At 44.1% G+C, this 14847-nt stretch carries 11 protein-coding genes; 4 read left to right on the top strand and 7 right to left on the bottom strand.

The window, feature by feature from the left end:
* Positions 1 to 674: 674 nt before the first annotated feature.
* The 7 genes from ICN34_RS11270 to cobA form a co-directional block, all read right to left on the bottom strand.
* Positions 675 to 2144 (bottom strand): Fic family protein, encoded by a 1470-nt coding sequence (locus tag ICN34_RS11270; protein WP_216122720.1) that lies wholly within the window; start codon positions 2142 to 2144, stop codon positions 675 to 677.
* Between the two features lie 713 nt (positions 2145 to 2857).
* Complete coding sequence (locus ICN34_RS11275; protein ID WP_216122721.1) at positions 2858 to 3283, bottom strand: PAS domain S-box protein; 426 nt, start codon at positions 3281 to 3283, stop codon at positions 2858 to 2860.
* An 87-nt stretch (positions 3284 to 3370) separates the two neighbouring features.
* Entirely contained in the window at positions 3371 to 3814 is a 444-nt protein-coding gene (cynS, locus tag ICN34_RS11280; protein ID WP_071467220.1) for a cyanase, read from the bottom strand.
* Between the two features lie 30 nt (positions 3815 to 3844).
* On the bottom strand, positions 3845 to 4708 hold the full coding sequence (locus ICN34_RS11285) for an ABC transporter ATP-binding protein (RefSeq protein WP_071467219.1): 864 nt from the start codon (positions 4706 to 4708) through the stop codon (positions 3845 to 3847).
* A complete protein-coding gene (gene ntrB / locus ICN34_RS11290; RefSeq protein ID WP_071467218.1) occupies positions 4698 to 5558 on the bottom strand; it encodes a nitrate ABC transporter permease in 861 nt (286 codons plus the stop codon). Before ntrB ends, ICN34_RS11285 begins: the two co-directional genes overlap by 11 nt.
* Positions 5559 to 5573: 15 nt before the next feature.
* Positions 5574 to 6947: a CmpA/NrtA family ABC transporter substrate-binding protein gene (locus tag ICN34_RS11295; RefSeq protein WP_072582324.1), complete on the bottom strand. Its 1374-nt coding sequence runs from the start codon at positions 6945 to 6947 to the stop codon at positions 5574 to 5576.
* A 20-nt stretch (positions 6948 to 6967) separates the two neighbouring features.
* Positions 6968 to 7771 carry a uroporphyrinogen-III C-methyltransferase gene (gene cobA / locus ICN34_RS11300; protein ID WP_072582323.1) on the bottom strand — a complete coding sequence of 268 codons (804 nt, stop codon included), beginning with the start codon at positions 7769 to 7771 and terminating at the stop codon, positions 6968 to 6970.
* A 151-nt stretch (positions 7772 to 7922) separates the two neighbouring features.
* Here cobA and ICN34_RS11305 point away from each other — a divergent pair, with 151 nt between their 5' ends.
* From ICN34_RS11305 to ICN34_RS11320, 4 genes are read left to right on the top strand one after another with little or no spacing between them, the layout of a single operon-like run.
* On the top strand, positions 7923 to 9218 hold the full coding sequence (locus ICN34_RS11305; RefSeq protein WP_011902840.1) for a CmpA/NrtA family ABC transporter substrate-binding protein: 1296 nt from the start codon (positions 7923 to 7925) through the stop codon (positions 9216 to 9218).
* Positions 9215 to 11665, top strand: a complete 2451-nt coding sequence (gene nirB / locus ICN34_RS11310; RefSeq protein WP_011902841.1) for a nitrite reductase large subunit NirB — start codon at positions 9215 to 9217, stop codon at positions 11663 to 11665. The genes ICN34_RS11305 and nirB overlap by 4 nt, the downstream gene beginning before the upstream one ends.
* Positions 11658 to 12008: a nitrite reductase small subunit NirD gene (gene nirD, locus ICN34_RS11315; protein WP_011902842.1), complete on the top strand. Its 351-nt coding sequence runs from the start codon at positions 11658 to 11660 to the stop codon at positions 12006 to 12008. Before nirB ends, nirD begins: the two co-directional genes overlap by 8 nt.
* Positions 12001 to 14841 (top strand): nitrate reductase, encoded by a 2841-nt coding sequence (locus tag ICN34_RS11320; protein WP_216122722.1) that lies wholly within the window; start codon positions 12001 to 12003, stop codon positions 14839 to 14841. Before nirD ends, ICN34_RS11320 begins: the two co-directional genes overlap by 8 nt.
* Positions 14842 to 14847: the final 6 nt, after the last annotated feature.

Here is a 14847-nt window from a genome sequence, read left to right on the forward strand (position 1 = left end):
GATTCGGAAACGATTTTCTAGCCCAAGTTATACCCTCGGAGCGCAGGCTAATATCACCGGCCAGGACAATAACATCTGCCACATTCAATGCAGGTGAAAAGTCGGCAAATTCTAAATGCAAATCACTCAGTACATGAAGTTTCATAAATTGGATAAGACACGATCTTGGTTTTTATATTGAAATCTAGTGTATTCAATAAATTAACCATGCCACCAGGATGTAATAAGCGATTGTTAGCTTAAATCGCATTAGCCACACATATGAAATGCAATACTGTTTGAGTGGTAAGCGTACTGGTAAGCGGGAGTGATAAAGAAAAAGCCCCGGTTAGGGGGCTAAGTCTATGTTGCGTATAGCAAAAAGAGGAAAAAATGCCAAAAGTGCTGGCGGAGACGAGATCTAGGTTTTGACCCTCCTGTCATGTGCACCAATGTCCATTAAATCTTTTATATATATGGCTTAGAAGGTAGACCCTACTCCCGAGCAATCCATTCAAACTTACTAAAATCCATGTTTTGCTGGTAAGCGGGATGGTAAGCAAATGATGGCCTTACATAGTTAGGATGCAAGCCAAAAGGTCTGGGAAGATTAAACTTCAGGCAACTGAATTACCCAATTTATCATTGCGCCAGCCCTTGGGTTGACCTTGATAGAATTAGCGAGGCTTTTTGAATCAGTCCGCTATCTTCATATATTCAGCTTCAATTGCATTAAATATTTCTTCCGGCACCGTTGCAGAAAATTTCTTACGACGGTTAGCTGATAGCTTTCCATTTTGTTCCATGCAGGTCAAAATTAAGGCGTTGAGATCCTTGCCGCGTATATCAAACTGACTATCAATAGCACGGTAAATAAGGTCATACTTTGCCAAGAACTCGGTCTCTTCTCTTAAGTCCTTTTCCAATGCTTGCTTGGCCATCTCCAATCCAAAATCAACACAGGCAGTGGCATTCCAATAGCGATATAAGGAATCATTTGATTTGAATGTCATTTGATATTCATCACCATCAATCCAAATAACTTCCCAGCGCTTGCGAGCAGGTTCAGAAAAGCTCTTTAGAGCGGTTAGATATAAATCTTCATTCCGCTTCATCGCAATGGATACTGGCAATAGCAGGCCATTCTTTAAAGCGCCAGACTGGCATATTGCATGATGAAATAAAAATCTGGACAAACGTCCATTTCCATCCATAAATGGGTGAATGAAAACAAACCCGAATGAAATAATCGCAGCTGCAACCAAGGGGTCTATCTGCTTTGGCGAGGCATTAGCAAAATCTACCAAACCCTTCATCAAGTCATTAACAATTTCAGGTGGTGGCGGAATATACGTTACGCCAGCAGCACCACGTAACGGACTACTTAACCAATTCTGCTCATGCCGATAATGAACGGCCCTATCTAATGGGTTTGTAATGGCAGTGTTTTGCAATCCAACCAAGTATTCTTCATTCAATTGAGGAGTCAGATGTGCTTTTTTAAGCAGCTCTACAAATGCTTCTGCTTTAGTTGCGCTTGGTGTTTCATGCTCAATCTCAAAAGAACTTTTGGTCTCGCTTAAATAAGCCCATGACATTGCCCTATCGGACGCGGCTCCACCAAGCTGCGATAGAAATTCATTTGCCTTCTGGAGGATGTTGGATTCAAGCAAGCTATTAATACGTGCGGTTCGCTCAACAGTTACGCAGTAATCCAAAGAACCCAATCCATTGAAATGAACCCGCCATTTAGCATTGCGTATGCTTGGACCGGTAATGTATTTTTTTGGGTCAAATAAATTGGCCATTGGCCCTGTAATTACTGGCGCGCCCTTTAACTCTTGCTTATTAAAGGCTTCCCACAAAAAACATGCTGTGCGTATATAAACGCCTGTTGGCGATTCACTAATGGCAGCCAGCATCTCTTGGGCCGGGATTTTTCTTAAGGCCTGCGATAGCAGCTGAAGATTAACCCCCTCATGCTTTAGTGCAAACAAAAGGTGGCTTAGTGGGCGATCATCTTTAGGGGCTACCTTTGCCGGTATCAACAATGCGCCCTGAGTGGGCGTTACACTGGTTACCGAGGCAAGGCGTGCGGGTACCAGAGGATCGAAAGCACTGAGATCTAACTGACTTTTTACTCGTGAGTAGCCTATTTCACTCATATTTCCCTCAAGCTCCGCTTTTTCGTTCGAATGGTTATTTTCCCATACTTTTTCTTACATATACACACTTTTTCTTACGATTAGACATATTTACATACTTTTTATTACATTTTTTAATAGATTACTACATTTTTAAACATATCCTCACTTTTTCCTACTAAATAGCTATTTAAATGATTTTTTACTAGTGGCATCGAGGGCCTGAATTCACCTTGAAAATGCAGTTTTCTTAATATGCCACCTACCAGGCGCAACATGTCGAAAGCACCTGAGATATCCATATTGCCTAAATTTTGAGCAATTTAAACTATTAGGTTTTAGAGCTAGATTTGGCAACTAAGCTCTAGAGCATCCCAAAACAAGCATTGCTTGGGTGGTAAGCGTACTGGTAAGCGGGAGTAGTAAAGAAAAAGCCCCGGTTAGGGGGCTAAGTCATTGATGCGTATGGTGAAAAGGAGAAAAAATGCCAAAAGTGCTGGTGGAGACGAGATCAAGATTTTGCCCCTCCCGCTAAGTCTACCAATGTCCATTAAACCCTTTACCTATATGCCTCTGAAGGCAGACCCTACTCCCGAGTAACCCATTCAAACTTACTAAAATCCATGTTTCGCTGGTAAGCGGGATGGTAAGCCCAATATGAGCATAAGCAATGGCGGAGGAGAAACAAAAGGGCTAAAACTAAGCAGATTTATAGCAATTTTGGTGTTGGAGCCTTACTCATTTTTCTCATATGCCGCTAGTTTGGACTTCAAATTACGCTCTTCTTGAAAACGTTCAGTCTCATCTCGGACAATCGCGGCTATGGCAATGGGTTGTTTTTTATCATCAAAAAGCATGCTTACTGAAAAAGCAATGGAGATAGAACGCCCATCCTTATGCATCGCAGGAACTCTTAACAAAGTATTTCCATACTTTGTTACACCAGTCTGAATAGTGTGAAAGTACCCTTTAGAGTGCCGCTCTCTAAAACGCTTAGGCGTAATGATGCTGAGTGTTTTTCCCAGGGCCTCCTCTGGGGTATACCCAAATATACGCTCAGCAGACGGATTCCAAAACAGGATATTTTCATCCCGATCAGAAATGATCACAGCCTCGCCAATATGACTAACGAGCGCCTTAAAATCTATGATGTCCGACATATTTAATCTCTATTTTTAAGTAAGCTGTCGCTAAGAATACTCCAATAAAAAACCACCCGAAGGTGGTTCTCAGGGGCGCTTCTATTTTTAGTAAGTCTTGTAAGAAAGGTACTTGCCTGACAGTACGACTTGAACACGATCGCCCTTAGGGTCTGGCTCACGCTGAATATCCATTGAGAAATCGATAGCACTCATGATGCCATCACCAAACTCTTCATGGATTAACTCTTTAATAGTGGTTCCATAAACGTTGACAATCTCATACCAACGATAAATCAATGGATCCGTTGGCACAGCGGTCGGCAAGGATCCTTTGTAAGGAACGATTTGCAACCAAGCCATCTCTTCATCAGTCAAATCAAATAACTTACCAGCAGCTTCAGCTTGCACCTTAGTAAAGGTCATTTGACCTAAACAGCCTGCAGTAACCCACTCCTTTGATTCGCCTATTGCTTTTGCGATATCACTCCACTTCATGCCATTGCGAACTTTGGCTTCGATAATTTTTTGTGTAACTACTGAACGATCCATCTTTTTCTCCTAGTTTAAAGTTTTAGTTTGTTAAGCAACGGCCGCATCAACACCTGGAAGCACTATTACAGGCTTGTAACCATCCAACTCACCCTTAGCTCCTTTTACCTGCAGATCCTTTGATCGATTGACCAGAAAATCTACCAAATGGTTGCGCATTGGGTAATACATAGCATCATGATGTAAATTAACCCGCTTTCTTCCTTTAGGCAAAGTATTAACAACGATTTCAGCGATACGTGCATTAGGGCCGTTGCTCATCAGCATAATTTTGTCAGAAAGCAAGATTGCCTCATCAACATCATGGGTGATCATAAATACAGTTTGATTTGTTTCTTTGCAAATTTTGAGAAGCTCATCCTGAATAACACCACGAGTTAACGCATCCAATGCGCCAAATGGCTCATCAAGTAGTAGCATTTTGGGCTCAATTGCAAAGGCTCTTGCAATACCAACCCTTTGCTTCATACCGCCAGATAATTCAGATGGTTTTTTATTTTCAGCATTTACCAAGCCGACCATTGCTAGATACTTTTTGGAATGCTCAGTAATCTGCTCTTTTGACCAATCGGGATACTTTGACTTCACTGCAAAAGCCACATTCTGCAGTACTGTCATCCACGGCATTAATGCATGCCCTTGAAATACAACGCCACGCTCCAAGCCGGGCCCCTGAATACGCTTACCAAGAATGATGGCATCGCCACCAGTAGCCTCTTCAAGACCAGCAAGCACATTCAAAATAGTGGTTTTGCCACATCCGGAGTGACCGATGATGCAAACGAACTCTCCTTTTTCGATTTCAAAATCGATGCCCTCAAATACTGGAGGTGCGTCAGCTTTATATGACTTGCTGAGGTTTGAAACTTTGAGGAATGTATTTTCAATCTGCATATGAAACCGCCTTTTGTAACTTGCCAAATGCTGTATCTAGCAACATTCCAACAATACCAATTAAAAGAATTGCAAAAATAACGCTGGATAGCGATAGGTTATTCCACTCATTCCATAAGAAGTAACCAATTCCAGTGCCACCAACAAGCATCTCAGCAGCAACGATCACTAACCAGGCAATGCCCATAGAGATGCGCATACCAGTCAAAATAGTTGGTGCAGCCGCAGGAAGAATGACTAAGAATGCTTTACGTAAAGGAGAAACCTCTAATGTCTTGGCAACGTTTAATAATTCCTTACGCACATTGGCAACTCCAAATGCTGTATTTAGGAGCATTGGCCATATGGAACAAATAAAGATCACAAAAATTCCAGAAATCGCAGAGTCTTTGATGGTGTAAAGCGCAATAGGCATCCAAGCCAATGGCGAAATCGGCTTTAGGATTTGAATGAATGGATTAAATGCCTCATAAGCTAATGGTGACATGCCAATCCAGAATCCAAACGGAATAGCGACAATCATCGCCAACAAGAATCCTAAGGCAACACGCGCCAAAGAATAAGCAAGTTGAATACCTATTCCCTTATCGTTTGGGCCATTGTCATAAAAAGGGTGTGATAACTGCTTATAGATAGTCTCCCCCATTTGCGTTAAGGTTGGGAATCCAGTTTTTTGAACAGGATCACTACCACCCTGACCCATGAGACTGCTGTACTCACTAGAACTAGTTGATACTCCTGGCGGCGGTGTAACTTTTTGTGTTGTCGCCATATGCCAGATAAATAAGCACATGAGCAAAATCACAACCGATAGAATTGCGCCTTTAACCTTAATTGATACTGTTTTCATTCATTTACCTTAAATTCATGCTTTATTAGTTTGAAAAGATTTCAAATAGGCTGCCGGTTGACTAGGGTCAAACTCTTTACCCATAATCTTGTCTTTTTTGTATCCCACTTTAGCTAATGGTGGAACTGCAATGCCAGTCTCGCCCATATACTTTTTAGCGTCCGTAAGCAAGAATACTTTTTCAGAGATGTCCTTATAATTCACATCGCCTTTGACATAGCCCCAGCGCTGCATTTGAGTCAACATCCAAGTTGCCATGGAGTACCAAGGAATTGGGTTGAAATCGATGCGATCTGGTACGTTTTGCACATTGCCTAGACCATCTGCAAACTTACCAGTGAGAACTTGCATTACAACTGTCTCTGGCTGGTTAAGGTAATTTGGCGTAGAAATTACTTTAGCAATTAAAGGTCTATTCGCAGGATCACGTGCCATCGTCGAAGCATTTAAGACTGCACGATAGAGGGCTGCAAAGGTATTTGGATTCTTACGGATAAATTCTTCTGAGGTTCCAAAAGCACAGCAAGGGTGACCATCCCAAATCTGCTTAGTCAGAATGTGAATAAATCCGACCTCGTCATATACTGCGCGCTGGTTAAATGGATCAGGCCCTAAAAAACCATCAATATTGCCGGCACGTAAGTTGGCAACCATCTCTGGTGGAGGTGTAACGCGAATCTGAATATCTTTATCTGGATCTAAGCCAGCTTGAGCAACGTAATAACGCAGCAAGAAGTTATGCATTGAGTATTCGAATGGAACAGCAAACTTCATGCCTTTCCAGTTTTTCGGATCACGATTATCTTTATGCTTGTTAGCCAACGTAATAGCCTGACCATTCACGTTCTGAATTGTGGCCACACGCATCTGAGAAGGATCAGAACCCAAGCCCATTGACATTGAGATCGGCATTGGTGATAAAAAGTGTGAGGCATCATGCTCTTTATTGAGCATCTTGTCACGAATTAAAGCCCAACCTGCGGTCTTATTAAGCGTAACGTTCAGGCCTTGTTTTTTATAAAAACCAAGTGGGTCAGCCATGATGAGTGGAGTCGCACAAGTAATTGCGATAAAGCCAATTTTTAGGTCTGGTTTTTCTAATGGCGCTTTTTCTTGTGCCATTGCCTGCAAGGACCCTACTGGCAAGAAGCCCGAGAGAGCGCTCATTGCTCCACCAACTCCAACAGCCTTTAAAAATGCGCGTCTACGATCTTCTTGAGGAAAAAGAGCCTTAACTAAGCTGGCCTCAACAAAATCTGCGCTTTGCTGCTCGGCATCCACCATTGCTGAAAGCGAGTTTGCATGATCTAACTCAGATGCATGCTGTCCACAGCTGCAGCGGTTGCTAAACAGAGGTCTATCTGGATCAAAAGGACGATATGAATTCATTTATAGCTCCTAGTAAGTAATTAAGATGCCGCTTGAAATACGTTGAAATGATTTTGTGACTCAATTAATGGGATAAGCGTATGCAGTTTTTTTCTATAAACCTCTCCAACCATCACCACAACAGGTTGCTTATCTAAAAAATGATGATGAACATCACCAAAGCGCAATTCATCTAATGTGCAAGCAAAACTGCGTTGCGTTGGCAGGCTGACCGATTCCATCAAGCAAACAGGGGTATCTACCGTGTAGCCCTGAGCAATCAATGTTGTCGCAACCTCAGATAGCTGATCACGCGCCATATAGTAAATAGCGGTTTTATGATCTTCGTGCGCACAACGGCCTGGAAGAGTAGTCAGCGTCAGGGTTCTACTTAACTCTCTCGTAGTTGGAGGCTGCTTTAATTCTGCCGAGGCCGCTAAGGCAGTAGTGATGCCTGGAACAATCTCATAGCGCACGTTTGCTTTCTCAAGAGCGTCAATTTCTTCCTGCGCACGACCAAAGATCATTGGATCCCCGCCTTTTAGGCGCACAACTACTGAGTACTTGCCTGCAGCATCCACCAATTGCTTGTTAATGAAGTGCTGAGAGCTTGAATGCGATCCGCATCTTTTCCCTACCTGCACCATCCTAGTGCCAGGACACCACTCCAACATAGAAATATCAATGAGTGCGTCATAAAAAACAATGTCTGCCTGAGCCAAAATTCTTGAACCCCGAACAGTGATGAGATCAGAGGCTCCAGGCCCAGCACCAATGAGGTAGACGCCAGGCAACGCCCCATTAAATTTGGGTGCTTTGGCTGTTCTTGGTGCAATTTGTTCCATGCATCATTTGTAACAGTCGGCAGTAGCCCTTAATTCTCTACGTGAACCAAAAATGCTCATGCTTTGATTTGGTGCACCAATACTGAGCCACCACTCTAATCTCGGGACTTACTACTTCTTTATCGTTAGTTATCGACTAAAGGAGCTCAGCATGAAAGTGAAAATAAGCATTAGCGGTTTATTACCAGAAGCTACTACCCCCACTGTTGCTGATGCGAATCCCACGCGTCGCAAACTTATCCAAAGTATTGGCTCTGCCAGCATTCTGTCCTTAATCGACCCAATGGTTAAAGCGGGTGCATGGGCGGCAGGCTCAGATGCCCCTGAGAAAACGGATGTAAAGGTCAGTTTCATTGCCCTTACAGACTGCTCATCGGTTGTCATGGCTAACCATCTTGGTCTAGATAAGAAGTACGGCGTTAAGATCATCCCCACTAAAGAAGCGTCATGGGCTGCAATCCGTGACAAGCTTGTAAATGGCGAGAATGATATGTCTCACATCCTCTATGGTTTAGTTTATGGATTGCAGATGGGTATTGGTGGCCAACAAAAAGATATGTCAGTTCTGATGTCTCTAAATAATAATGGTCAGGCAATAACCTTATCAAAAGCGCTTTATCAAAAAGGTGTAAGTGATGGCGCCAGTCTTAAAGCGCTCATGGATAAAGAAAAGCGTGACTACACTTTTGCGCAAACTTTCCCAACTGGTACACACGCTATGTGGCTTTACTACTGGTTAGCGAACTATGGCATTAATCCATTTAAAGACGCAAAAATTATCACCGTTCCGCCCCCACAAATGGTCGCGAATATGCGTAGCGGAAATATGGATGGCTATTGCGTAGGTGAACCCTGGAATGCCCGCGCAATCATTGACGGCATTGGCTTTACAGCCATTACTACACAAGCAATCTGGCAAGATCATCCAGAAAAGGCTTTAGGAACAACCTCCGACTTTGCCAAGAAGTATCCCAATACTTGTCGCGCAGTTACGGCAGCAATATTAGAGGCTGGAAAATATATTGATGCATCGACTTCGAATAAGCATGCAACTGCGGAAGTTGTAGCTGCACCTTCATTTGTCAATACTGATGTTAGTGTGATTCAAGACCGCATGATGGGTCGCTATAACAACGGTATCGGCAAAACTTGGGATGATCCCCATGCGATGAAATTCTATAACGATGGTATGGCTAATTACCCCTACCTATCTGATGGCATGTGGTTTATGACTCAGCACAAGCGCTGGGGTTTACTCAAAGAGCACCCAGATTACTTGGCTGTAGCAAAAAAAGTAAACAACATTGCGCTTTACAAAGAGGCTGCTACTGCTTCAAAGACACCACTACCAAAAAGCGATATGCGCTCCAGCAAATTATTTGATGGTGTTGTGTGGAATGGCTCCAACCCTGCTGCTTATGCAGATAGCTTCAAGATCAAAGCATGAAAAAACAAAAACTCGTCATGATTGGCAATGGGATGGCCGGCGTTCGGACCATCGAGGAACTATTAAAGCTCGACCCAGAGCTTTATGACATCACCATCTTTGGTGCTGAGCCCCATCCCAACTACAACCGTATTTTGCTGTCCCCAGTATTGGCCGGCGAACAGACTCTTGAGCAAATTGTTCTAAATGACCTCGATTGGTACAAGAGCAATGGCATCCATCTTCATCTTAGCAAAACCATAACTAAGATTGATCGCAAAGAGCGTACTGTTATTGCCGATGATGGCACCATTGAAAGCTACGATCGCTTATTACTGGCTACCGGCTCTTTACCATTCATCTTGCCTGTTCCAGGAAATGACTTACCTGGCGTGATTGCGTATCGTGATATTAAAGATACCAACGAGATGATTGATGTGGCGACGCGTTACAAAAATGCCGTAGTCATTGGTGGTGGCCTGCTTGGTCTCGAAGCTGCAAACGGTCTAGCTCTCAGAGGTATGAGTGTGACCGTGGTCCATCTTGCCGAATGGTTGATGGAAAGACAGCTAGATAAAACAGCAGCTGATTTACTACAAAAATCCTTGGAAGAAAAAGGTCTTAAGTTTTTACTGAAAACTTCTACCGAGGCAATTACCCCTAATGCCGCCGGCGATCGTGTCGGCCATATCCGCTTTAAAGGTGGGCTAGAAATACCGGCTGACTTAGTTGTTATGGCGGCGGGTATTAAGCCTAATACAGCTTTAGCCGAATCTGCAGGTTTACATTGCCAAAGAGGTATCGTTGTTAACGATACTCTGCAAACGTTTGATCCAAGAGTTTATGCAGTTGGTGAGTGTGCAAGCCATCGTGGAACTGCCTATGGTTTAGTTGCGCCTTTATTTGAGCAGGCTAAGGTTTGTGCAAATCACCTTGCCGAACACGGTATCGGTCGATATGAGGGCTCCGTAACGTCAACAAAACTGAAAGTAACGGGCGTCGATCTCTTCTCCGCTGGAAACTTTATGGGAGGCGAAGGTACTGAAGAAATTACTCTAGCCGATCCTATTGGTGGCGTGTATAAAAAATTAGTTTTAAAAGATGATCGTTTAATTGGCGCCTGCATGTTTGGCGATACAGCAGATAGCACTTGGTATTTCAAGCTCATGCGTGACGAACAAAGCATTGCAGAAATTCGTGACACATTGATGTTTGGTGAATCCAATATTGGTGATGTTGGCCATCAAGGTCACAATAAAGCGGCCGGAATGACTGATGCAGATGAAATTTGCGGATGCAACGGGGTTACCAAAGGCACCATTGTCAAGGCTATTCGGGAACAGGGTTTATTCACGCTTGATGAAGTAAAGAAATGTACTAAAGCAAGCAGCTCCTGTGGCTCATGTACAGGCCTAGTTGAGCAAGTGCTGATGAATGTTCTTGGCACAGACTATTCAGCAACCCCTAGAAAGAAATCAATTTGTGGATGCTCCGATCTTTCTCATGATGAAATTCGTCAAGCCATACGCTCCGGTCACTTAATTTCTCAAGAGCAAGTTCGCACCGAGCTGAATTGGAGAACACCTAACGGTTGCGCGACTTGTCGCCCTGCCTTAAATTATTATTTGATCTCCACATGGCCACATGAAGCAAAAGATGATCCACAATCCCGCTTCATTAATGAACGTGCTCATGCCAATATCCAGAAAGATGGCACCTACTCAGTTATTCCGCGGATGTTTGGTGGTCTAACTACTCCTTCTGAACTACGAAGAATTGCTGACGTTGCTGAGAAATACCAAGTGCCCACAGTGAAGGTCACTGGCGGCCAACGAATTGACTTACTTGGCATCAAGAAGGATGATCTCCCAGCGGTTTGGAAAGAGTTGGATATGCCGTCAGGTCATGCCTATGGCAAATCAATTCGCACAGTGAAAACTTGTGTTGGTGATGAGCACTGTCGTTTTGGTACCCAGTCCTCCATGAAAATGGGCGTAGATCTAGAGAGAATGCTCTTTGGTATGTACGCACCTCACAAAGTGAAGCTTGCAGTATCTGGCTGCCCACGAAACTGCGCAGAAGCTGGCATCAAAGATGTTGGAATCATTGGTGTTGAATCTGGCTGGGAACTCTATATTGGTGGTAACGGCGGCATTAAAACTGAAGTAGCGGAATTTCTCTGTAAAGTTAAAACTGATGAGGAAGTTCGTGAATATTCTGGTGCCTTCTTACAGCTGTACCGCGAAGAAGCTTGGTATTTGGATCGAACTGTCCATTACTTGGCAAGAGTTGGCATGGAATACATTAAGCAAAAAGTGGTCGACGATGCTGAAAGTCGTAAAGCTCTCTACGAAAGACTGCTGTTTGATCTAAAAGATGCTCCAGATCCCTGGAAAGACTTTGAACGTGCTGGTGTAGATGTTCGTCAATTTAAAACCATCCCTATTGTCGAGGTTGGAAATGTCTAATACCGCCCAACTTGATCAGTGGCAAAAAATCACAACAGTTGATGAGATTCCTGTTCTGGGATCTCGGGTTATTGAAGCGCCAGCTGGTCAAATAGCTATTTTCAGAAATTCAGAAGACGAAGTATTTGCCGTATTGGATAAGTGCCCGCATAAGGGTGGCCCCCTGTCTCAGGGCATTGTCCATGGAAAATCCGTAACCTGTCCACTGCATTCCTGGAATATAGATCTCTCCACTGGCTGTGCAGTTGCCCCAGATGAAGGCTGTGCTAAATCCTTTGCAGTCAAAGTAGAGTCTGGTGTGGTTTGGCTAAGCCGCGAGGAATTGCAAGCTACTCATGGCTGAAGTTAAGAGCACCTGTTGCTATTGCGGTGTTGGCTGTGGCGTCATTATTGAAACCGCAGAAAGTAACGGAAAGATCGAGGTAACCGGGGTTCGCGGCGACCCCGATCATCCTGCAAACTTTGGCAGACTCTGCAGTAAAGGCTCCACCCTTCATCTCACTGCAAACCCAAGCCTTCAGATGCAGGCTCGGCTGGGTTCACCAGCAATCCGCAAGGCAAGAGGCGAAGATCCGGTAGATATTTCTTGGCCCGAGACAATTCAAACTGTTGCCCAAAAATTTGCCGACATCATTCAAGAGCATGGTTCAGAATCTGTTGGCATTTATGTGTCTGGTCAATTACTGACCGAAGACTATTACATCTTTAATAAGTTAATGAAGGGCCTAATTGGCTCTAACAATATTGATACCAACTCACGCCTATGTATGTCTAGTGCGGTAGCTGGCTACAAGCAAACTTTGGGAATGGATGCCCCACCCTGTTGCTATGAAGATATTGATTCTGCATCCACTATTTTTATTACGGGATCAAATACCGCTTTTGCTCATCCGATTTTATATAGACGTCTTGAGGATGCCCGTAAAAATAATCCGGATCTCAAAGTTATTGTTGTTGATCCCAGAAAAACCGATACCGCCAAAGAGGCTGATCTCTACCTACAGATACAACCTGGTACTGATGTTGCCCTCTATCACGGGATGCTTTACATCATGCTCTGGGAGAAATGGATTAATGAGTCTTATATCAACTCATATACGGCAGATTTTGATGCGCTGCGTGATTTGGTTAGAGATTTCACGCCTAAGGCAGTAAGTCAGATCTGTGGCATTAACGAAAAAGACTTGTTCCAAGCAGCGCAATGGTTTGCAACTTCTCCCGCAACTCTATCGATGTACTGCCAGGGATTAAATCAATCAGCATCAGGTACAGCCAAGAATGCTGCTTTAGTAAATCTACACTTGGCCACCGGTCAAATAGGGAAAGCTGGTGCTGGTCCATTCTCTTTGACTGGACAACCCAATGCCATGGGTGGCCGGGAAGTTGGAGGTTTAGCCAATCTACTATCCGCACACCGTGATCTTGCTAACCCAGAACATCGTGCAGAAGTTGCAAACCTGTGGGGGGTGGATTCAGTTCCCGAAAAGCCAGGTCTTAGTGCCATTCCCATGTTTGAGGCATTGCGTACTGAAAAACTAAAAGCCATATGGATTGTCTGTACAAACCCTGCACAATCAATGCCTGATCTCAATGCAGTTCACGAGGGATTAAGCAAGGCAGAATTTGTTGTGGTGCAGGAAGCTTATGCGCACACGGCCACTACCTTATATGCAGACGTATTATTGCCCGCCACTACCTGGGCAGAAAAAGTGGGAACAGTTACTAATTCAGAGCGAAGAATTTCCAAAGTAAATCCCGCAATTGATCCCTATGCGTCTGCTAAACATGATTGGCAGATCGCTCTTGAAATTGGATTAGCTCTTGAAGCGCTATTACCAGGCAATAGAAAAGAAGGAACATCCACTCTATTTCCTTACGCCGGACCTGAGGATATTTGGAATGAGCATCGTGAGAGTACAGCCGGTCGCGATCTCGATATTACTGGTTTAAGCTACAAAATCCTTGAGGAGCGTGGGCCTCAACAGTGGCCAATGCCAGTAGGTTCAGATTCGGGAAAGAAACGTCTCTATGAAGATGGAATATTCCCAACTAAAGATAAGAAAGCACACTTTATCGCTGCGCCTTATAAGGCAACTGCAGAATCAGTGGATGCACGATATCCATTTGCCTTAAATACTGGGCGCCTCAGAGATCAATGGCACGGTATGAGTAGAACCGGAACCATTGGAACGCTTTATGGGCACTCACCTGAGCCTTGTGTAGAACTATCACCTAAAGATGCCGGCAGGATGAATCTAGAAAATGGTGATTTAGTTCATGTCACTAGTCGCAGAGGTAGTGAGATCTTCCCAATCAAAGTCTCAGACGATATCGCCTCCTCGCAAGCCTTTATTGCTATGCACTGGGGTTCTGAATTTATTTCAGGCGCTGCTGGTAAAACACCGGGCCGCGGAGTCAACGGCCTTACTTGCAACATGATCGACCCCGTATCCGGTCAGCCCGAACTGAAACATTCAGCCGTCAAGATTTTGCCCGCTAATCTTCCCTGGCATTTAGTAGCTTTCGGCTTATTTCCTAAAGAAGAAGTATTTTCTGTTCAAAACAGTTTGCGCAGCATCCTGCCTCATTTCGATTCTGCCCAATGTGTTCTATTTGGTAGAGAGCAGGATGGTGGCCTCATTGGAGTTTCATTCAAGGCCGCTCACCACGATGACCCGCTAGAAGAATCAGAATCTCTTGCCGCGCAAGCTTTAAAGCAAGTGATGCAGAAATTCAAGCTAGATGAAGCATCTGGAGAACCTGTAATGCGCTATATTGATAAGCGCAGGGGCGTAGTTCGACTTGTTCGCGCTCAAGAGAAGGTTCTATCTGCCATGCTTACCGGCCCTATTGGCAGCCTAGCAAGTACTGCCTGGTTAAGAGAGTACCTAGAAAGCGGTTTAGATGCAAAAGCGCTTGGTCGGTCTTTGTTGATGCCTGTCAGCAAACCCCCTGTAGAAATTAAACCCAAAGGTAAGGCCATTTGTAATTGCTTTAATGTATCTGCAGACACAATGAAGCAATGCTTAAGCAAGATGCCTGCAGGAACCTCCCCCGATGATGCTATGAGCTCACTTCAATCAGAAACGCAATGTGGAACTAATTGTGGATCCTGCAAGCCCGAAGTCAAGCAAATTATTGTCAGCTTTCTCAAGAAAGTGGAAGTAGCGGCATAATCCTGC

Origin of the sequence: Polynucleobacter sp. Tro8-14-1 (genome assembly GCF_018881655.1) — a bacterium.
Classification (GTDB): domain Bacteria; phylum Pseudomonadota; class Gammaproteobacteria; order Burkholderiales; family Burkholderiaceae; genus Polynucleobacter.